Annotated in this window: 20 protein-coding genes; 3 read left to right on the top strand and 17 right to left on the bottom strand. The window is 62.3% G+C overall.

The features are described from left to right. Positions 1-554: 554 nt before the first annotated feature. Positions 555-2,147: a hypothetical protein gene (locus KGB20_RS01730; RefSeq protein ID WP_154862052.1), complete on the bottom strand. Its 1,593-nt coding sequence runs from the start codon at positions 2,145-2,147 to the stop codon at positions 555-557. Positions 2,148-2,223: 76 nt separating this feature from the next. Next, a complete protein-coding gene (locus tag KGB20_RS01735; protein ID WP_154862051.1) occupies positions 2,224-2,466 on the bottom strand; it encodes a hypothetical protein in 243 nt (80 codons plus the stop codon). A gap of 15 nt (positions 2,467-2,481) precedes the next feature. On the opposite strand from KGB20_RS01735, the gene KGB20_RS01740 reads away from it, so the two are divergent. Continuing rightward, positions 2,482-3,582, top strand: coding sequence for a polyamine ABC transporter substrate-binding protein (locus tag KGB20_RS01740; protein WP_154862050.1), 1,101 nt, complete (start codon positions 2,482-2,484; stop codon positions 3,580-3,582). A gap of 257 nt (positions 3,583-3,839) precedes the next feature. On the opposite strand, the gene KGB20_RS01745 is transcribed toward KGB20_RS01740, so the two are convergent. Further along, complete coding sequence (locus tag KGB20_RS01745; RefSeq protein ID WP_223531840.1) at positions 3,840-4,628, bottom strand: AraC family transcriptional regulator; 789 nt, start codon at positions 4,626-4,628, stop codon at positions 3,840-3,842. Between the two features lie 86 nt (positions 4,629-4,714). Between KGB20_RS01745 and KGB20_RS01750 the strand changes: the two genes are divergently transcribed. Next, entirely contained in the window at positions 4,715-5,713 is a 999-nt protein-coding gene (locus tag KGB20_RS01750) for a bile acid:sodium symporter family protein (protein WP_150814359.1), read from the top strand. A gap of 44 nt (positions 5,714-5,757) precedes the next feature. On the opposite strand, the gene KGB20_RS01755 is transcribed toward KGB20_RS01750, so the two are convergent. The 6 genes from KGB20_RS01755 to ribBA form a co-directional block, all read right to left on the bottom strand. Next, positions 5,758-7,473 (bottom strand): amidase, encoded by a 1,716-nt coding sequence (locus KGB20_RS01755; protein ID WP_102671430.1) that lies wholly within the window; start codon positions 7,471-7,473, stop codon positions 5,758-5,760. Between the two features lie 452 nt (positions 7,474-7,925). Beyond that, complete coding sequence (locus KGB20_RS01760) at positions 7,926-9,080, bottom strand: ABC transporter ATP-binding protein (RefSeq protein ID WP_223531842.1); 1,155 nt, start codon at positions 9,078-9,080, stop codon at positions 7,926-7,928. A 17-nt stretch (positions 9,081-9,097) separates the two neighbouring features. Next, entirely contained in the window at positions 9,098-9,907 is an 810-nt protein-coding gene (locus KGB20_RS01765) for an ABC transporter permease (protein ID WP_090456315.1), read from the bottom strand. A 6-nt stretch (positions 9,908-9,913) separates the two neighbouring features. Next, entirely contained in the window at positions 9,914-10,846 is a 933-nt protein-coding gene (locus KGB20_RS01770; protein WP_167362897.1) for an ABC transporter permease, read from the bottom strand. Beyond that, a complete protein-coding gene (locus tag KGB20_RS01775) occupies positions 10,843-11,868 on the bottom strand; it encodes an ABC transporter substrate-binding protein (protein WP_095967714.1) in 1,026 nt (341 codons plus the stop codon). The genes KGB20_RS01770 and KGB20_RS01775 overlap by 4 nt, the downstream gene beginning before the upstream one ends. 321 nt (positions 11,869-12,189) lie before the next feature. Further along, positions 12,190-13,299: a bifunctional 3,4-dihydroxy-2-butanone-4-phosphate synthase/GTP cyclohydrolase II gene (ribBA, locus tag KGB20_RS01780; RefSeq protein WP_154862048.1), complete on the bottom strand. Its 1,110-nt coding sequence runs from the start codon at positions 13,297-13,299 to the stop codon at positions 12,190-12,192. Positions 13,300-13,369: 70 nt separating this feature from the next. Between ribBA and KGB20_RS01785 the strand changes: the two genes are divergently transcribed. Then, positions 13,370-13,666 (top strand): DUF1330 domain-containing protein, encoded by a 297-nt coding sequence (locus KGB20_RS01785; protein ID WP_159390213.1) that lies wholly within the window; start codon positions 13,370-13,372, stop codon positions 13,664-13,666. A gap of 134 nt (positions 13,667-13,800) precedes the next feature. On the opposite strand, the gene KGB20_RS01790 is transcribed toward KGB20_RS01785, so the two are convergent. The 8 genes from KGB20_RS01790 to KGB20_RS01825 form a co-directional block, all read right to left on the bottom strand. Beyond that, entirely contained in the window at positions 13,801-14,364 is a 564-nt protein-coding gene (locus tag KGB20_RS01790) for an NUDIX hydrolase (RefSeq protein WP_102671435.1), read from the bottom strand. A gap of 1 nt (position 14,365) precedes the next feature. Next, on the bottom strand, positions 14,366-15,118 hold the full coding sequence (locus KGB20_RS01795; RefSeq protein ID WP_015095667.1) for a GntR family transcriptional regulator: 753 nt from the start codon (positions 15,116-15,118) through the stop codon (positions 14,366-14,368). A gap of 89 nt (positions 15,119-15,207) precedes the next feature. Beyond that, entirely contained in the window at positions 15,208-15,597 is a 390-nt protein-coding gene (locus tag KGB20_RS01800; protein ID WP_007991919.1) for a carboxymuconolactone decarboxylase family protein, read from the bottom strand. Positions 15,598-15,616: 19 nt separating this feature from the next. Next, positions 15,617-17,068 (bottom strand): NAD-dependent succinate-semialdehyde dehydrogenase, encoded by a 1,452-nt coding sequence (locus tag KGB20_RS01805; protein ID WP_223531844.1) that lies wholly within the window; start codon positions 17,066-17,068, stop codon positions 15,617-15,619. 137 nt (positions 17,069-17,205) lie between these two features. Beyond that, positions 17,206-17,691, bottom strand: a complete 486-nt coding sequence (locus KGB20_RS01810) for a flavin reductase family protein (RefSeq protein WP_150814367.1) — start codon at positions 17,689-17,691, stop codon at positions 17,206-17,208. Positions 17,692-17,703: 12 nt separating this feature from the next. Beyond that, positions 17,704-19,185 carry an aldehyde dehydrogenase gene (locus KGB20_RS01815; RefSeq protein ID WP_223531846.1) on the bottom strand — a complete coding sequence of 494 codons (1,482 nt, stop codon included), beginning with the start codon at positions 19,183-19,185 and terminating at the stop codon, positions 17,704-17,706. Then, positions 19,182-20,015: an alpha/beta fold hydrolase gene (locus KGB20_RS01820; protein WP_102671439.1), complete on the bottom strand. Its 834-nt coding sequence runs from the start codon at positions 20,013-20,015 to the stop codon at positions 19,182-19,184. Before KGB20_RS01820 ends, KGB20_RS01815 begins: the two co-directional genes overlap by 4 nt. Positions 20,016-20,059: 44 nt before the next feature. Then, positions 20,060-20,650, bottom strand: coding sequence for an amino acid synthesis family protein (locus KGB20_RS01825; RefSeq protein ID WP_007978708.1), 591 nt, complete (start codon positions 20,648-20,650; stop codon positions 20,060-20,062). Positions 20,651-20,824: the final 174 nt, after the last annotated feature.

Genomic DNA, 20,824 nt, shown 5'->3' on the forward strand with positions numbered 1-20,824 from the left:
TCGCTGAGGCTCGGGGTTCCTTCGCTCCGGCATTCATCCGGGGGCATCGCCCTCCGGTTGGCTTCGCTGGCACCTACATGCGATGTGTTCGACTGCGTCGAACGGCGCTGCGCGCCAATCCCCGGATGAACACCTCCACTCAGCCTGCCGAGGGGGCGGGTGGATCAAGATCAAAAGCTGCAGGCGAGCTAACGCTCGACCTGATGAGTGGTGAGAAGCGTCTGTGTACGCCGATCTGCTTTTGCTCTTCTGTGGGAGCGAGCTTGCTCGCGAAGGCGGTCTGACAGCCGACCAATTTCTTGCTGATGTACACCGATCAAATTGTGGGAGCGAGCTTGCTCGCGATGGCGGCCAGCCAGCCGACCAATTTCTTTCGAGTGTACCCAGCCCAACTGTAGGAGCGAGCCTGCTCGCGAAGACGGCCTGCCGGCCGACCGAAATCTTGCAGATGTACTCGATACCTGTGGGAGCGAGCTTGCTCGCGATGACGGCCTGACAGCCGACCAATGTCTCAAAGGTGCCCCCGATCCCCTGTGGGAGGCTCGAATCGCTTTTCAGGGTTGGCCGCCACTGGCACTCACGCGTGGTTGCTCGTTTGTTGCATTCACTCCCTTGTCCCAAAGAGCAACCAACCCACCGAAAGTCCCGACATAGGCCGTGCCGTCCGGCGCCAGTGTGATCGGCGACCAGTTGTTGTCGAAGGCCTGGCCGACCCCGCTCAGCGCCTTGAATCGGGTCTGGCCGCTGTCGAAATCCAGCGCCATCAGGTACCAGGCGTTCTCGCCGTCGGGCTGCGGCTCGAAGGTGTAGAAGTACAGCAGACCGTTGCTCACCGAGAGTTTGGGGACCACCGAAGGCGAACGTTCCTTCGATTCCCAGATCCGGTCGCAGCCCGACTCATCGCTGCGGATGTCGATGCGGCTGATGCCGCCGTGCACGGCCTGCCAGTCCTTCTGCGCGAAGGCGCTGGTGTAGCCGGCGTTGTTCTCGAGGATGATCGAGCGACCCCAACCGATGGCCGAGTTGTCGGTGGCCGAGGCGTTGTTGTCGAACACCGGCAGCTTGCAGATCAGGCGATTGCCGGCGTAGTCCTGCTCGCGACGGTAGACCAGCAGGTTGATGCGTCCGTCGCTGTTGTCGGTGATGGTGACGTAGCGCTCGCCGAGCAGGGTCGGGGTGGTACCGCTGCCCTGATTGATCGCGCCGACCTTGCGCCCGGTGCCGCGGTCATAGACTTCGCGCCAGCCTTGCACGGGCTTGCCCTCGGCATCGGCGACGAAGCGGTACATGGCGTGGTCGGACACCAGGTAGACACCATCGGCCGCCACCGACATGCCGTTCTGGATTTCTTCGTGGGCCAGTTGAATGCCCTGGACCTTGCCGGTGTCGGGGTTCAGGGTGCCGATGCGGCCGCGCCGGGTGATCCACCAGATCAAGCCTCGGTGATCGGGCATGACCCCGGTGACGGGGTCGCATTCGCCTTTGGGGAACCAGTTGGCAGGCTTCACACAATCGTGGGGGACCTTGTCGCTCAGGTCCCAGTTGTCGACCGCTTCGAACGACCACGCACCGGACTCATCCTGACGATGCACGACGCGCTGGATGTGCTGCTCGGCATCGGCGATGACCACGCGATTCTGTTCGTCGACATAGAAATAGGCGCCGGAGGTGTCGGCCATGATCTTGTCCGGGTCCAGGGTAATCAGCGCGTGGAAAGTCGACGGACGCGGCGGCAGCGGGTAGCGGGCCAGCAGCTTGAGGGTGCGTGGTTCGAGCAATTGCAGTTCGAACTGCATCAGGTTGGCGCACAACACCACCAGGCGACCCTGCTGATCGAAGGTATGGATCGGGCACATGCCGCCGGGCTTGCGGCTGCCATCGCGACTGTTCACCTGAACATCCCGGCCCAACGGGCCTGGCCCCGGGTGCGTGTCGGAGCTGTAGCCATCGGAATGCATGTAGCTGCTGCCGTTGCTGGTCATGTAGGGGTTGGCGGGAATGGTACCGTTCAGCGGTTGCGCGACAGCGGCGCTACCGATCAAGGGTGTGGCGCTGCCGTTGCTGGCCAGCGGTTGCGGGTCATAGGGCTCGGAACAGGCACTGAGCAGGCCGAGCAGGGGCAGGGCAAGCAGGAGTGGAGCACGCATCGAAGCCTCGCGATCTTGTTATTGGTGTGATGCGCAATAAGCGGCAACGAGGCTGCCCGGGCATCGGCTGATTGGACTAACCTCGGTGAAAGGCCTCGCACCGCTGATCAAAGCGGACATGTATTTTGGCCATTTCGATCTCCTTTTGGCCTGCCTCACGCTGTGAACCGGCGACGCCGTCAGCAAGAATCAGACGCGGGTCGCTGAGTCGGCAACCCAAGGTGAAAACCACGACCAGACGCTTCACTTCCTTGCCCTTGGCTGTTTTCAAGGCTGCTGCCGTGTACAGAACATAAAAACCATCGAACTCACGCCACACTTGGGGAAATGATCCATGGACTCAATGAAACGCATACTGGGCGCCACCGTTTGCGGACTGTCGCTGCTGGCCAGCGCGGTGCATGCCGAACAGCGCGAATTGCGGGTGTACAACTGGGCGGACTACATCCTGCCGTCCGTGCCCAAGGATTTCGCCAAGGACACCGGGATCAAGGTGACCTGGGACACCTTCGACACCAACGAGTCCCTGGAAGCCAAGCTGCTGACCGGCAACTCGGGCTACGACCTGGTGGTGCCGTCGAACCAGTTCATCGAAACCCAGATCAAGGCGGGCGTGTTCCAGAAACTCGACAAGTCCAGGTTGCCGAACTGGTCGCACCAGGACCCTGCATTGCTCAAGCTGCTGGACAAGAACGACCCGGGCAACCAGTACGGCGTGCCCTACATGTACGGCACTGTGTTGATCGGTTTCAACCCGGCCAAGGTCAAGGCGGCGCTGGGCGAGAATGCGCCGGTGGACAGCTGGGACCTGGTGTTCAAGCCCGAGAACATGGAGAAGCTCAAGGCCTGTGGCGTAGCGATGCTCGACTCACCGTCGGAGATCCTGCCGCTGGCCCTGCATTACCTGGGGCTGGATCCGAACAGCCAGAACCCCGATGACTACGAAAAAGCCAAGGCATTGATGCTCAAGGTTCGCCCCTACGTCACCTACTTCAACTCCGCCAAGTACATGACCGACATCGCCAACGGTGATATCTGCGTGGCCATCGGTTACTCCGGCAGCTTCTATCAATTCGGCAATCGCGCCAAAGAGGCGGGCAACGGCGTGGTCGTCGACTGGCGCCTGCCGAAAGAAGGCGCGCCGATCTGGTTCGACACCTTCGCCATCCCGAAAAGCGCGAAGAACGTCGCCGAGGCCCACGAATTCCTCAACCACCTGCTGGACCCGAAAGTCATCGCGCCGATCAGCGACTTCCTCGGCTACCCGAATGCCAACAAGGACTCGCTGGCGCTGATCAACAAGGACATCACCGGCAACCCGAACCTGACACCGACCAGCGAGGCATTGAAGACGCTGTACGTCGTGCAGCCACTGCCGCAAAAGCTTGAGCGGGTCCGTACCCGGGTCTGGACCAATATCAAGTCCGATCAGTAACACCGGGAAATGGTGTGAGATATCTGTGGGGGCACAGATTTTGTGTACACCCATGATCCCTGTGGGAGCGGGCTTGCTCGCGAATGCGCAGTCTCAGCCAATGCAGGTGTCGACTGACCCACCGCTTTCGCGAGCAAGCCCGCTCCCACAGTTGAATGTGTTGTGCACAAATCCTGCGTACGAAGTAATGCTCCTTGTGGGAGCGAGCTTGCTCGCGATGGCGGACTGACAGGCAACAGAGATGTACGGTGCAGGGCTCAGCGAAAAAACTCCCCCGGTGTTTCACCGAATTGCTGGCGGAAGGCTGCGATAAACGCCGACGTCGAGTCGTAGCCACAGGCCAACGCGACGTCGGTCACTCGTTCGCCCTGTTCCAGTGGCGTCAGGGCGCCGAGCAGGCGCAAGCGCTGGCGCCAGGCGCGAAAGCTCAGGCCGGTGTCGCGCAGGAACAGGCGACTGAGGGTTTTCTCGGTGACGCCGAATTGGTCGCTCCAGTGGCTGAGCGTGGTCTGTTGCTCCGGGTGTGACTCCAGGCTTTGCGCGATTTGCCGCAATCGACTGTCCTGAGGCAGCGGCAGCATCAAGTCGATCTGTGGCGCCTCGGCCAACTGATCCAGAATCACCTGAGCCAATCGACCGTGCGGCCCGTCCTGATCGTATTCCACCGGAACCTGACTGAAGGCGCGGATCAACTCGCGCAACAAATCGCTGACCCCCAGTACATGACAGCCCGGCGGCGCCCACGTCGAGACGCTGCAATCGATGTACAGGCTGCGCATTTCCGTGCGCGGCGAACTGAACACCCGGTGCGGCATGCCCGCCGGAATCCACACGGCACGCTCCGGCGGGGCCACGAAACGCCCGACGCCGGTCTGTATTTCGAGCACGCCCGCAATCGCATAGGAAAGCTGCACCCACGGGTGGCTGTGGCGCCGGGTCAGTGCTCGATTGGGCAGCGATTCGGTACGGCCGTAGAGCGGTCTTGGCAGGCTGGACAGCCCGGGAATACTGCGTCGAACACTCTTGTCATGTCCTTTAGGCGGCATCGGCTGGCTCATCGGCGTTAGTCGGTAATTATCAGGCACGTTAGAGTCACTTTCATGTACTGGCAACCCCCGGATGATCACCCCCCATGACTCGCCCCCGTTTGTTACCCGACAACTTCACCCTGACCCTGATCGGCGTAGTGACGCTCGCCAGCCTGCTGCCCGCCAGCGGCCAGGTCGCGCTCGGTTTTGGCTGGCTGACCAACATCGCCATCGCGCTGCTGTTTTTCCTGCATGGCGCCAAGCTGTCCCGCGAGTCGATCATTGCCGGTGCCGGGCACTGGCGCCTGCATTTGCTGGTGTTCAGCCTGACCTTTGTGCTGTTTCCGTTGCTCGGTCTGGCGCTCAAGCCGCTGCTGTCGCCGCTGATCGGCAATGACCTGTACATGGGCATGCTCTACCTGTGCGCGCTGCCCGCCACGGTGCAGTCGGCGATTGCCTTTACTTCCCTGGCGCGGGGCAACATCCCGGCGGCGATTTGCAGCGCGGCGGCGTCCAGCCTGTTCGGGATTTTCCTCACGCCGTTGCTGGTGACCCTGCTGCTGAATGTCCATGGCGAAGGCGCCTCGACCCTCGACGCCATCCTCAAGATCAGCGTGCAGTTGCTGCTGCCGTTCATTGCCGGGCAGATCGCGCGGCGCTGGATCGGCAACTGGGTGGCGCGCAACAAGAGCTGGTTGAAGTTCGTCGACCAGGGTTCGATTCTGCTGGTGGTCTACGGCGCGTTCAGCGAAGCGGTGATCGAAGGCCTCTGGCAGCAGATTCCGTTGTTGGATCTGCTTGGGCTGGTGCTGGTCTGTTGCATCGTTCTGGCGCTGGTGTTGGTGGCCTCGACCGTACTGGGCAAGGCATTCGGCTTCAACCAGGAAGACCGCATCACCATTCTCTTCTGCGGCTCGAAGAAAAGCCTGGCAACCGGCGTGCCGATGGCGCAGGTGCTGTTTGCCGGTAGCACCATCGGCTTGCTGATCTTGCCGCTGATGTTGTTCCACCAGATTCAACTGATGGTCTGTGCGGTGCTGGCGCAGCGTTATGCCAAGCGGCCGGAATCGATTCCCGAGCTGATGGCCCAGGTTGATCCCTGATTTGCCAGCCATGGCGGCTCGAGTGAGCCGCCACGGGTTACGGGTCAGCGCTTGTCAGCGACCAATGGCGGGGTACGCGGCGGGATCATGCGTTTGCTGCCGGTCGATTCGAACGCCGACGCCAAGTGCAGCAGCGACGAGTCGTCATAGGCGCGCCCGGCAAACGTCAGGCCGACCGGCATGCCGATGTCCGGCATCACGCCCATCGGTACGGTGACCGTCGGCACACCGAGATGACGGATGGCGAGGTTGCCATTGGCGACCCATACGCCGTTGCTCCAGGCGATATCCGCCGATTGCGGATCGACATCGGCATTCGCCGGACCCACATCGGCCACCGTCGGGAACAGCACCGCGTCGAGGCCCAGGCGATCCATCCAGTCTTCCAGATCGATCTTGCGGGTCTTTTCCAGGCCGCGCAGGCCGTCCGGCACCGTGCTGATCTGATCCCACGGCGTGATGCCGCGTTCGGCCATGCGCACGTATTCGTCCATGCCGGCGGCCAGGTCACCCTCGCGGTTGGGCAGGGTGCCCGGGTCATGAGGGAAGATCTGCGGGCCGTCGACATCGACGAGGCGATTCAGTTTGGGATCGCCGTTCGCTTGCAGGAAATCATCGAAGGCCCAGGCGGACAGGTCCCACAGTTCATGGTGTAAAAATTCCTTGGAGACGATGCCGCGATTGAACACGGTCGGCGCACCAGGACGATCGCCCTCGCAATTGGAGACCAGAGGGAAGTCCACTTCGAGCACTTCGGCGCCCGCGGCTTCGAGGGCCTTGCGCGCCTGTTCCCAGAGCCCGATCACCGAAGGACGGGTGTTGATGCGTTGGCCAGTCGGGCCACCGATGCCCGGTGCTTCGGAGGTGCCGGCTTCAGGGTCGGCGTTGATGTACATGCGCGGGATGCCGAATTTCTTGCCTTTGAGCGCATCGCTATTCGCGGCCAGCGCGGCATAGGACTCAGGGCGTACCGAAGAAGATTTCGGGATCGGTACCCAGGGCTGCAGGCGCCACAGGTCGCCACGGGTGTCCGGGTCATCGGCCACGACCACGTCGAGCACTTCGAGCAGGTCGGCCATGGTCCGGGCAAACGGCACGACCACGTCCATGGTCGGGGTCAACGGCCAGTTGCCGCGCACCGAGATCACGCCGCGCGAAGGGGTGTAGGCGCACAAGCCATTGTTCGAAGCCGGTCCACGGCCGCTCGACCAGGTTTCTTCCGCCAGGCCGAAGGCCGAGAAACTGGCCGCGGTCGCCGTGCCGGCACCGTTCGACGAGCCGGAGGCGAAAGGGGCGGTGAGGTAGTCAGCGTTGTACGGGCTCTCGGCGCGGCCGTAGACACCACGCTGCATCCCGCCGTTGGCCATTGGCGGCATGTTGGTCTTGCCCAGGCAGATGGCCCCGGCGGCGCGCAGGCGTTCGATGGTGAACGCATCGCGATAGGCGACCAGGTCCTTGAAGGCCGGGCTGCCGGAAGCGGCGGTGAGGCCCTTGACCAGATAGCTGTCCTTGGCGGTGTAGGGGATCCCGTCCAACGGCCCCAGCGTCTGGCCCTTGGCGCGACGGGCGTCGGACGCCTGGGCTTCGGCGAGCGCCTCGGGGTTGCGAACCACGACCGCATTCAGCGCGGTAGGCGTTTCGGGGCCGTCAAAGGCGTCGATCCGTGCAAGATAAGCCTGGACCAGTTCAACCGAGGTGGTCTGGCCGGATTCGAGCGCGGCGCGCAGCTCGGCAATGGAAACTTCGGTAACTTCGATCATGCTGCCACCGCCGCTTGCAGGTGGAGGGTCCCAAACACTTCACTTTTCTCGAAATGGACATTCATATCGTTATTCTCGTTGCACTGTGTGGCACGACAGGGTCGGGTGTTAAAAATACTGAGCACTATTTAGCATTAAACCGTGATTTTAGGAATCCGTTGTCCAATTTATCTTACAGATGACAGGGAAAAGGTTCTTCATGCAATCTCGGGGGAAACTGTAGGAGCCGGCTTGCCGGCGATGGACTCAAGTGCGCCGCGTTTATCCATCTCACACGCGTTATCGTTAACGACCATCGCTGGCAAGCCAGCTCCTACAAGAGACCGCGTCCAGGTCGAAAATGATCTGAACTCCAAACCAGATAAAGAACCAGAAAAAAGGCCACCACAACCCGACGTTGTGGTGGCCCGAGGGTGACTTATTATAGTGGCCCGCGCGCGCAGGCCAATGGATCAGTGAGCGCCTGCGGCCTTGTTCAGGTCGCTTTCGGCCCATTCGGTGTAGACGCAGGCATCCGCGGTAGCCCAGCGCACCCGCACCGGGTCACCGGACTTGAGCGGCATGCCGGCGGCGGACAGCGCCTTGACCGTCATCGAGGTGCCGCCAGCGGTGACCACGCTGCACGTCTGGCTTTCACCCAGAAACAGCACTTCCACGACCTTGGCCGAGACTTCGTTCCAGCCGGCGGCCAGCGGTTCGGCAATGGCTTGTTCATTGCTCAGGGCCAGGGCTTTTTCCGGACGCACCATCAGCAGCACGTTCTGATCGGTTTGCAGGCCGGCCGTGAGTCGGATCGACAGCGGTTGCCCCTCGAAGGTCGCCACCGCATTACCCTGGGCCTTGAGTTTGAGGAAGTTGGAGTTGCCAAGGAACGAGGCGACAAAAGCATTCGGCGGATTCTGGTACAGGTCATAGCCGCTGCCCAGGCCGACGATCTTGCCGTGGCTGAAAATCGCGATGCGCTGGGACAGGCGCATGGCTTCTTCCTGATCGTGGGTCACGTAGACGATGGTGATACCCAGGCGCCGATGCAGCTGACGCAGTTCATCCTGCAAGTCTTCGCGCAGTTTCTTGTCCAGTGCACCGAGGGGTTCGTCCATCAGCAGGATGCGTGGCTCATAGACCAGCGCCCGTGCAATGGCGACTCGTTGCTGCTGGCCACCGGACAATTGCGAAGGGCGGCGATGGGCAAACTGCTCAAGCTGCACCAGCTTGAGCATCGCATCGACCCGGCGTTCGCGTTCGGCGGCGGCCAGTTTGCGAATGGCCAACGGGAAGGCGATGTTGTCGCGTACCGACAGGTGCGGGAACAACGAATAGCGCTGGAACACCATGCCGATATCGCGTTTGTGCGGCGGCACTTTCACCAGCGACTGGCCGTTGACCAGGATCTCGCCGCTGCTCGGGGTTTCGAAACCGGCCAGCATCGACAGCGTGGTGCTTTTGCCCGAGCCGCTGGAGCCGAGGAAGGTGAGGAATTCACCGTCCTTGATGTCCAGCGAAATGTCGTCCACGGCGGCAAAGTCGCCGTAGTATTTGTTCAGGTTGCGCAGGCTCACCAGGGGCTTGTCATTTTGCTGCGCGGAATCTTTGATCACTGCACTCATGTCGTACTCCTGCGCGCTCAGGCGCTGATTTCATTGCGCCGGCGCAGTGCGGCGGCGATCACCATGACCAATACCGAGAGGCCGATCAGCAGCGTCGAGGCGACGGCGATCACGGGCGTCAGGTCCTGGCGCAGGGTGGTCCACATTTTCACGGGAAGGGTTTGCAGGGTCGGGCTGGCCATCATCACGCTCAGCACCACTTCATCCCAGGAGACGAGGAAGGCGAAGAGGGCGCCGGCCACCATGCCCGGACGAATCGCCGGGAAGGTCACCTTGAACACCGCTTGCAGGCGCGAGGCGCCGCAGATCACCGCTGCATCTTCGATCGACTGATCGAACAGCTTCAGCGAATTGATGATCGAGATGATGGTGAACGGCAGCGCGACGATGACGTGGCTGACCACGAACGCGAACATGGTCCCGGTGTAGCCCAGTTTCAGGAACAGCGCGTACACCGCCACGGCGATGATCACCAGCGGCACGATCATTGGCAGAGTGAACAGACCGTAGAGCATTTCCCGGCCGGGGAAGCGGCCACGCACCAGGGCAAAAGCTGTGGGCAGACCCAGCGCGACGGCGAAGAACGTGGTCAGTACCGCGACCTTGAGGCTGGCCATGGCCGCGCTCATCCAGTCGGCGTTGGAGAAGAACTGGCCGTACCATTTCAGCGTCCAGCCCGGTGGCGGGAACACCAGCCATTGCGACGAGCCGAACGACAGCAGCACGATGAACACAATCGGCAGCAGCAGGAACAGACCGATCAGCCCGGTGGTGGCATACAGGCCGAAGCGCATGCGCCGGCTCATGGCATTGGGGGTCAGGAGCATGACGGCTTACCTCGCGTTGCTGGCGCCAACCGGGGATTCCGGCTGGAGCTTCAGGTAGAAGTAGAACAACACCAGCGTGATCACGATCAGCAACGCGGCGCCGGCGCTGGCCAGGCCCCAGTTGAGGAACGACTGCACCTGCTGAATGATGAACTCGGGCAGCATCATGTTCTGCGCACCACCCAGCAGCGCCGGGGTCACGTAGTAACCGAGGGACATCACGAACACCATCAGGCCACCGGAGAACAGCCCCGGCCGACACAGCGGCAGGAACACCCGGAAGAAGTTGGTCCACGGGCTGGCGCCGCAGATCGAGCCGGCCTGCAGGATCATCGGGTCGATGGCCTGCATGGTCGCCTGCAACGGCAGCACGATGAACGGGATCATGATGTAGCTCATGCCGATCACCACGCCGGTGAGGTTGTGCACCATCTCCAGCGGTTGATCGATGATGCCCATGGCCATCAACGCCTTGTTGATCACCCCGGAGGCTTGCAGCAACACCAGCCAGGAGTAGGTGCGGGCGAGCAGGCTGGTCCACATCGACAGCAGTACGATGTTCAGGATCCAGCGCCCCCAGCCGCGCGGCACCAGGGTGATCGCCCAAGCCAGCGGGAAGCCCAGCAACAGGCTGAACAGCGTCACCAGGCCGGCCACCGAGAAGGTGTTGAGCAACACCCGCGCATAGGCCGAGTTGGCGAACAATTGCTCATAGTTGCCCAGGCCCGGCACCGGTTCCAGCACGCCGCGCAACAGCAGGCCAATCAGCGGCGCGAGAAAGAACAGGCCGAGGAACAGCAGGGCGGGGATCAGGTTGCTCGATCCGCGCCAGCGTTGCGCCAGGGTAGGGGATTGCGTCATCGCAGCCGCCTTGCCGACAGCGCCGGAGGCGCTCCCGACTGGCGTCGATGGACGGGACGCGGTTACCGCCATTTTCATTTGACCAGCCATTCGTTCCACCGTGTCGCGATAGCCGGACCGTTCTTGGCCCAGTACGCGAAATCAAGAGTGATCTGATCCTTTGCGTAGGCGGTCGGCAGGTTAGGGGCCAGCGCCGAATCCAGGCGCGCCACACTGTCGACGTTGACCGGGGCGTAGGCGGTCAGGTTGGAGAAGTCCGCCTGTCCTTTGGCGCTGCTGGCATTGGCCAGGAACTTCATCGCCGCGTCCTTGTTTTTCGAACCCTTGGGAATGACCAGGATGTCGGCCATGACCAGATTCTGCTTCCAGCTTACGCCGACCGGGGCGCCGTCTTCCTGCAGGGCATGGATCCGGCCGTTCCAGAACTGGCCCATGCTTGCCTCACCGGAGGCCAGCAGCTGCTGTGACTGCGCGCCGCCGCCCCACCAGACGATGTCTTTCTTGATGGTGTCGAGTTTCTTGAAGGCGCGGTCCAGGTCCAGCGGGTAGAGCTTGTCCGCCGCTACACCGTCGGCCAGCAACGCCAGTTCAAGCACGCCTGGGCTTGGCCATTTGTAGAGGGCGCGTTTGCCGGGGTAGGTCTTGGTGTCGAACAGCGCGGACCAGTCCTGCGGCTTGTTGGCGCCGAGCTTGCCTTCGTTGTAGCCGAGGACGAAGGAGAAGAAGAACGAGCCGACGCCGTGATCGCTGACGAAGCGCGGGTCGATCTTGTCGCGTTCAATGACTTTGAAATCGAGGGGTTCGAGCAAGCCTTCGGCGGCGGCGCGCAAGGCGAAGTCGGCTTCGACGTCGACCACGTCCCACTGCACGTTGCCGCTCTCGACCATGGCCTTGAGTTTGCCGTAGTCGGTCGGGCCATCCTGCACGACGGTGATGCCGCTGGCCTTGCTGAACGGGTCGGCCCAGGCCTGCTTCTGCGCATCCTGGGTGCTGCCGCCCCAACTCACGAAGTTGACGCTTTCAGCCGCCAGCAATGCCTGGCTGGTCACGCTCAGCAGTCCCGCAAAAAGAACTGCGGTCGCACGTTTGTTCAACACCATTTTCACGCCCTCATTGTTGTGTTTATGAGCGGGGCTTTGGAGTGCCCGCCTATCGGGAGCAGTAGGTCCGTCGAGTCAGTGCTGACTGTTCGGTCTATGGAATATCATATTATGGTATTCCAAACTTTGTGCAAGCATTTTGCCGTACCGGCTATCAGCCAAAAGGTGTTTTTTCTGTGGATCTGAACTTCGTCCGGCGACGCAATCCCCTGTGGGAGCGGGCTTGCTCGCGAAAGCGGTGTGTCAGACAACTTTGGGTCGACTGACACTCCCTCTTCGCGAGCAAGCCCGCTCCCACAGGGAATTGCGTTAAACCAAGAGTCACTCGGTGAATGGAATACTCTCCACCACCTCCAGGTCATACCCGGTCAAACCGGCATATTTCAGCGGCGGCCCGAGATGGCGCAGCTTGCCGACACCCAGGTTTTGCAGGATCTGCGCACCGGTGCCCACCTCCGAATAAATCCGCGACTGCGAACGGCTGAACTGCCGGGGCGTCTGGGTCAATTGCGGCACGCGTTCGAGCAACGCCTGGGAGGATTCGTGATTGGCCAGCACCACCACCACGCCGTGGCCTTCGGCGGCGACACGCTGCAAGGCGGCCCACAAGGTCCAGTTGGTCGGCCCGCTGTACTCGGCACCGACCAGATCGCGCAACGGGTCAATCACATGCACGCGCACCAGCGTCGGCTCATCGCGGCGCAGATCGCCCATGACCATGGCCATGTGGACACCGCCTTCGATGCGATCCTCAAAGGTGATCAGACGAAAGGTGCCGTGCACGGTGGGCAGATCACGTTCACCGATGCGCACGATGGTGTGTTCGGTGCTAAGGCGGTAGTGGATCAGGTCGGCGATGGTGCCGATCTTGATCCCGTGCTTGCGCGCAAACACTTCCAGGTCAGGGCGCCGGGCCATGGTGCCGTCGTCGTTCATCACCTCGACGATCACCGAGGCCGGGGTATGGCCGGCCAGGCGGGCCAGGTCGCAACCGGCCTCGGTATGACCGGCGCGGGTCAGCACGCCGCCTTCCCGGGCACGTAACGGGAAGATATGGCCGGGTTGCACGATGTCGGCAGGGCCGGCGCTGGCAGCGACGGCGGCGGCCACGGTGCAGGCACGATCGGCGGCGGAGATTCCGGTGGTCACCCCGACGGCGGCCTCGATGGACACGGTGAAGGCGGTGCTGAACACGCTGCCGTTGCTCGGCACCATCTGCTCCAGGCCCAGGCGTTTGCAGTGCTCGTCGGTCAAGGTCAGGCAGATCAGGCCACGGGCTTCGCGGGCCATGAAGCTGATCGCCTCGGGCGTGCAGCAGTCGGCGGCCAGCAGCAGGTCGCCTTCGTTTTCCCGGTCTTCGTCGTCGACCAGCAGGACCATTTTGCCGAGGCGGTAATCTTCGATGATTTCTTCGATGCTGTTGAAGGCCATGCTGGAGTCTCAGTGTTTGTTGGATGGGTATTGTGGTATACCATAATACAAAACAAACCGAGAGGTCACTATGAAGGCGTACTGGATTGCTCATGTGGATGTCACCGACCCCGATCAATACAGCCAATACACCCAGCGGGCGCCGAAGGCGTTTGCCCTGTATGGCGGTCGGATTCTGGCGCGGGGCGGGCGCAGCGAGGCGATGGAAGGCCGGCCTACGCCGCAACGCAGTGTGGTGATCGAGTTTGATTCCTATGAGCAGGCGGTGGCTTGCTATCACTCGGCGTTGTATCAGGAGGCCAGGGGACATCGCGAAGGCGTGGCGAAGGCAGAGGTCATTATCGTCGAGGGCATGGCGCCGCTCTGACCAACACCGCTTGACCCTGTAGGAGCGAGCCTGCTCGCGAAAAACGTTAGAGCAACGCGTTCGGTCAGTCAGCACGCGTCATCGTTGACGACCATCGCGAGCAGGCTCGCTCCTACAGGGGGAGTGGGGTTTTTTCAGCGAATGAAGTGAATCTTCCCGCTGTCGTCATTGCCCATGTAGATGCCATAAACCCCGGCCTGGCGCTCCTCGATATAGCGCTCAAGGATCTGCCGGATCGCCGGATAGTAGATGCTGTCCCAGGGAATGTCTTCGGGCGCGAAGAACTTGTAGTCGAGGGTTTCCGGGCCGTACTGCCCGGTAATCTCCAGCGCGATGGCGCGGAAGATGATGTACACCTCGCTGATCTTCGGCACGCTGAAGATCGAATAGGGCGAGACGATTTCGGCACGCACGCCGCTTTCTTCCCAGACTTCACGCAAGGCCGCCTGTTCGGTGGTCTCGCCACTTTCCATGAAGCCTGCCGGCAGGGTCCAGGTGCCGGGGCGCGGCGGAATCGCGCGTTGGCACAGCAAATATTTGCCGTCCTGCTCGATGATGCAGCCGGCAATGATTTTCGGATTGATGTAATGGATGTAGCCGCAACCGCGGCACATCAGGCGCTCGTGCGTATCGCCCGGCGGCAACTGTGACCTGAGGTCTGCGCTGCCGCACTTGGGGCAAAAGCTCGGGCTGAACATTTCAGCGACCTATGCGCGGTTCTTTCAGCGCGATGGGCAAGGTAATCGCCGGGATGTCGCCGGTTTCTTCCTGCTTGCGCTTGAGGTAGTCCAGGGCCACGGCAGCGGCCGCACGCACGTGGTCGACGCAAGCCTGGTGGGCGGCCAGCGGATCACCGCCCTTGATCGCCTCGACCATGCGTTCCATTTCCTGGTTGCTGGCGCCGCGACGGTTTTCCTGGGACACCGAGGTCGCGCGCAGGTAGCTGATGCGTGCCTGCAACTGGCGCAATTGAGTGGCCGCGACATGGTTGCCCGAGCCTTCGAGCAACACATCGTAGAAACCTTGCACCGAGTCGATGACCTGTTGCAGCTCACCGTCCTTGAGCGCCTTGCGATTTTCTTCGAGGGCTTTTTCCAGGGCCTTGATGTCCTTGGCCTTGGCGCGCAGGGTGAACAGTTGCACGATCAGCCCTTCGAGTACGCAGCGCAGCTCGTAGATGTCCACGGCATCGGCCAGGGTGATGATCGCGACACGCGGGCCCTTGGCGTCGGCGAACTCCACCAGGCCTTCGGATTCCAGGTGACGCAAGGCTTCGCGCACGGAGGTACGGCTGACGCCCAGGCGATCGCACAGATCGCGTTCGACCAGACGGTCTCCCGGCAGGAGCTGGAAGTTCATGATGGCGCTTCGCAGTTTATCCAGCACGATTTCGCGCAGGGTAACGGGGTTGCGATTGACCTTGAAGCTGTCGTCGAGTGGCAGGCGTTTCATGGGGTCCGCTCTGATTGTGGCTGTCCATGCAAAAAAGAGCACTTCGATTACGGGAATCTGGGTGCCCGGTCAGATCAAACAGCCAAGGGTTAACTGGAGGCCTCGGCATCGGCTTCGGCGAAGGCTTCACGGGCGAGCCGGAAACTGTCTACGGCAGCGGGGACACCGCAATAAATGCCGACCTGAAGCAATATTTCGCGTATTTGCTCACGACTCAGGCCGTTACGCAAGGCGCCGCGTACATGCAGTTTGAGTTCATGGGGCCGGTTGAGGGCCGAGATCATCGCCAGGTTGATCATGCTGCGCTCCTTGAGCGACAAACCCTCACGACCCCAGACATGACCCCAACAATACTCGGTGACCATTTCCTGCAACGGTCGGGTGAAGTCGTCGGCGTTCTCGATGGAACGATTGACGTAGGCCTCACCCAGCACCTGAGTACGGATCTTCAGGCCTTTTTCATACTTTTCGTTGTTCATTTACGTAGCTCCCGCGGGCTCAAAGGCCGCCCATCAAGGTGTATTTGAGTTCCAGGTAATCCTCGATGCCGTACTTCGACCCTTCACGGCCCAGACCCGAGGACTTGATCCCGCCGAATGGCGCGACCTCAGTGGAAATCAGCCCTTCGTTGATCCCGACCATGCCGTACTCCAGCGCCTCGCTCATGCGCCAGGCGCGGCCCAGGTCGCGGGTGTAGCAGTAGGCGGCGAGGCCGAATTCGGTGTCGTTGGCCATCTCGACGGCCTGGGCCTCGGTGTCGAAACGGAACACGGCGGCCAACGGGCCAAAGGTTTCATCCCGGGCGACTTTCATCTGCGTGGTGACGCCGATGAGCACGGTCGGCTGGAAGAATCCATTGCCCAGCGCATGGCGTTCGCCGCCGCACAGCAGTTGTGCTCCGTGGGCCAGAGCGTCTTGCACGTGTTCTTCGACCTTGGCCACGGCGCGCTCGTTGATCAGTGGCCCTTGGGTGACGCCATCATCGAAACCGCTGCCGACCTTGAGTTGCGAAACCCGCTCGGCCAGGCGTGCGACAAAGGCGTCGTGGATGCCGGCCTGCACCAGGAAGCGATTGACGCAGACGCAGGTCTGCCCGGCGTTGCGGAATTTGGCGATCAGCGCGCCGTCAACCGCGCGTTCCAGATCGGCATCGTCGAAGACAATGAACGGCGCGTTGCCGCCCAGCTCCAGCGAGACTTTTTTCAGGGTCGGCGCGCACTGGGCCATCAGCAGTTTGCCGATGGCGGTGGAGCCGGTGAACGACAGTTTGCGCACAAGGCTGCTGCCGGTCAGCTCGCCACCGATGGCGATGGCATCGCCGGTGATCACGTTGAAAATGCCCGCTGGAATCCCGGCCTGTTCCGCCAGCGCAGCCATGGCCAGTGCCGAGAACGGAGTTTCCGGAGCCGGCTTGACGATGCACGGGCAACCGGCCGCCAGTGCCGGGCCGGCCTTGCGGGTGATCATCGCCGCCGGGAAGTTCCACGGCGTGATGGCCGCGACGACGCCAATCGGCTCCTTGCTGACCACGATGCGCGCATCGCCCTTGTGGCTGGGAATGGTGTCGCCGTAGATGCGCTTGGCCTCTTCGGCGAACCACTCGATGAAGCTCGCGGCGTAGAGGATTTCGCCTTTGGCTTCGGCCAGTGGCTTGCCTTGTTCGAGGGTGAGGATGTGTGCCAGGGCGTCGGCGTTCTCCAGCATCAAGGCATGCCAGCGCTTGAGCGTATTGCTGCGCTCCTTGGCGGTCAGCGCGCGCCAGGCCGGCCAGGCTTTGTTGGCGGCCTCGATAGCCAGGCGCGCATGCTCGGCGCCGAGGTTCGGCACTCGGCCGATCAGTTCACCGGTGGCCGGGTTGAAGATGTCCTGACAGGCGCCATCCGGCGCGTCCAGCCACTGGCCATTGATGTAGGCCTGTTGGCGGAACAGTTGCGAGGCTGCTGGGCTCATGCCGGCTCCTTAGTAGAGTGGTGGACCCTGTGGGAGCGGGCTTGCTCGCGAAGGCGGTGTATCAGGCGCCATCAATGTTGGATGTGCCGGCCACTTCGCGAGCAAGCCCGCTCCCACAGGGGGATTGTGTTCAACCATCAGGCCAGGGTGGGCAGGGGGCCCAGTTTGCCTTTGTGGTAGATCATCGGCGTCACCGGTTGGTCGGGCAGGATCAGGTTCTTCACCGCGCCGACGATGATCGCGTGATCGCCGCCGTCGTATTCGCGCCACAGTTCGCACTCGATGATCGCCGTGGCCTTGGCCAGGATCGGGTTACCCCGTTCGCTCAAGTGCCACTCGATTCCTTTGGCCTTGTCCTTGCCTTTACCGGCGAAGGCATAGGCCTCGGCGGTCTGGTCGGCGGACAGCAGGTGAATTGCGAACTGTTTGCTGTCGCGCAGCACTGGGTAGGTATCGGAGCCGTAGTTGGGGCAGAACAGCACCAGTGCCGGGTCGATCGACAGCGCACTGAAGGCGCTGGCGGTGATGCCGACGATGCCGCCGTCCGGGTCCAGGGTGGTGACCACCGTGACCCCGGACGGGAACGAGCTCATCACGTCTTTGTAAATGCCGGGTTCGATCATTTTCCAGGACTCCTAGCGCATCACGAAGGGATCAGGCATCGGTGCCTGGGACAGGTTGATCCACACCGTTTTCAGCTCGGTGTAGGCCAGCACCGAATCGATGCCGCTTTCGCGTCCATAGCCGCTGTTCTTGAAGCCGCCGATCGGCGCCATGGCCGAGACTGCACGGTAGGTGTTGACCCAGATGATCCCCGAACGCACGTCCCGGGCCAGGCGATGGGCGCGGCCCAGGTCGCGTGTCCAGATGCCGGCGGCGAGGCCGAACTGCGAGTCGTTGGCAATCTCCAGCGCCTGGGCTTCGTCCTTGAAACGGATGACCGAAGCCACCGGACCAAAGACTTCTTCCTGCATGATCTTCATCGAATTGCGGTCGCACTCGAACAGCGTCGGTTCGTAGAACCAGCCGTCACCCAGATTCTCTGGACGCTTGCCGCCCAGGCGCAGGCGCGCGCCTTCGGCGATGGCATCGGCCACCAGGCCTTCGACCACGGCCAGTTGCTGTGCGGTGGCCATCGGGCCCATTTCGCTGCTGTCGTCCTGCGGGTTGCCAATGCGGATGCGCTTGGCGCGTTCCACCAGACGACCGACGAATTCGTCGTAGATTTCGTCCTGCACCAGCAAGCGCGAACCGGAGACGCAGCTCTGCCCGGAGGCGGCATAGATCCCGGCGATAGCGCCGTTGATCGCGCTGTCGAGGTCGGCGTCGGCGAAGATGATGTTCGGCGATTTTCCCCCCAGTTCCAGCGACAGCTTGGCGAAGTTCTCAGCACTGCTGCGCACCACATGCCGCGCCGTCGCCGCGCCGCCGGTGAAGGCGATCTTGCGGATCAGCGGATGGCGGGTGAGGGCGGCGCCGGTGCTTGGGCCGTAACCGGTGACGACGTTGACCACCCCCGGCGGAATCCCGGCTTCCAGTGCCAGGCGCGCCAGTTCAAGAATCGTTGCCGAGGCGTGTTCCGACGGTTTGATCACGATGGTGTTGCCCGCGGCAAGCGCCGGGGCGAGTTTGATCGCGGTCAGGTACAGCGGGCTGTTCCACGGAATGATCGCGGCAACCACACCCATGGCTTCGTGCACGGTGTAGGCAAACAGGTCCGGCTTGTCCAGCGGCAGGGTGCCGCCTTCGAGCTTGTCCGCCAGGCCTGCGGTGTAGTGGAAGAACTCCGGCAAATAGCCGACCTGGCCACGGGTTTCGCGGATCAGCTTGCCGTTGTCACGGCTTTCGAGCTGCGCCAGTTGTTCTTTGTTCTCGGCGATCAGGTCGCCCAGGCGTCGCAGCAATTTGCCGCGAGCGGTGGCCGTCAAACCGCGCCATGCCGGGCTGTCGAAAGCCGCCTGCGCAGCCTGCACGGCACGCTCGACATCGGCTTCGTCGGCATCGGGCAGTTCAGCCCAGGGTTCGGCCAACGCCGGGTTGAGGCTTTCGAAGGTCTTGCCGGACAGGGCATCGACCCATTCACCGCCGATGCACATCTGGAAGTGTGCGAGTGTCATGCAACGATCCCCTTGATCTGGTTTTGTTTGGAGTGCGCGGTCTGCAGAAACTCCAGCAACAGCTGGTTGACCAGGCGCGGCGACTCTACCGGCATCATATGCCGTTGCTCGGCGAGTACGGCAACGGTCGCGCCGGGAATGCGTTCGGCCAGTTGCCGGGCCATTTCCGGGGTTGAGCCGGGGTCCAGTTCGCCGGTGGCGATCAGCGTCGGCACCTGGATGCTGGCCAGGTCGTCGGCGCGGTACATGTCCTGGGTGGCGAACAGTTCATAAGTGGTCAGGTAACCCTGGGGATCATTGCCGGCCAGGGTCTGGCGAATCGCGGCGATCTGCGCCGGGTTCGCGGCCTGGTATTCACGGCTGAACCAGCGCGACAGTGCGGCTTCGGCATTGGCGTCCGGTCCGTGTTCGGCAGCCTGGCTGGTGCGGGCGATGACCCCGGCGCGCTGTTCGGCACTGCGGTTGAACACGCTGTTGAGCACCACCAGGCCTTCCAGGCGTTGCGCGTAGTGCAGGGCAAAGGCCCGCGCCACCAACCCGCCCATGGAAAAACCGATCACCGTTGCCTTGGGCAATTGCAGGTGGTCGAGCAGCTCCAGCAACTGGTCGGCATAGCCGAGCAGCGGCGTGCCACTCTCCGGGCGCGGGCTGGCGCCATGGCCGAGCATGTCGTAGGCGATGACGCGGTACTTCGTGGCCAGGCCAACGATCTGGCCGCCCCACATTTCTTTGTTCAGGCCCACGCCGTGGATCAAGACCACGGGCTGGCCTTGGCCGGTCGCCAGGTAACTGGTGCCAGCCGGGGTGAGTTCAGCGGTGAGCCGAATCATGGAGCGCTCCTGCAATGCCTTCTTGTTGTCGTTCTGCTGGCCGGTTACTGGGCTTTTTCGGCGGCCAGTTCTTCCAGGTCGATGTAGCGGTTGCCGATGCGCGGGTGCAGGCGGCCGCCATCGGCGCAACCCAGGACCACGACGATTTCGTCGGCACGCGGCGCGTCTTCGATCTGCATTTCCAGGGTGATGTAGTGCGAGCGCAGGCCTTCGTCGTCCTTGTGCATCATCGGGATCTGGATCGAGGTGCCCGGGCCGCCGCGCTTGTTGGTGAAGCTCAGGTAGCTCTTGGCCTTGACCGCTTCGCGGTAATGGTTGCCGAAGCGCAGGGTGTGGATCACCGCCGAAGCGTGCTCGATTTCGCCATCGGCGCCGACCACCGCAGCCTTGCCGTACGCCTCGATTTTCTCGGCGCCGCCAATGATGCCCACCAGACGCTCGACCATCAGTGCGCCGAGGTCGGAGCAGTTGGCGCGGATCTGTGGTTTCAGGTCTTCGACGAAGCCGTTGCCCAGCCAGGGGTTCTTCATCACCACGGCCAGACCGACCATGGTCACGGGCTTATCGGTGGCTTTGCCGCCTTCAATAAAGGTTTCTTCGACATAGCTGACGATCTTGCGGATTTCGAAACTCATGAGCTGCTCCGTAGAGGTTTGGGTGTCTGTGCGTCTGATGGTATACCATAATACCGGAAGCACAAGTCCCCGAACGGAGTTTCTGGCTGGATGGCGATAAAAGGGGGGCGGGCGAGGCGCTATGCGTGTCGGGAAGGACTTATAAAAGACGTAAAAAAACCCGGCTGATGAGGC

It is taken from the genome of Pseudomonas sp. BF-R-30, assembly GCF_019956175.1.
GTDB lineage: Bacteria > Pseudomonadota > Gammaproteobacteria > Pseudomonadales > Pseudomonadaceae > Aquipseudomonas > Aquipseudomonas jessenii.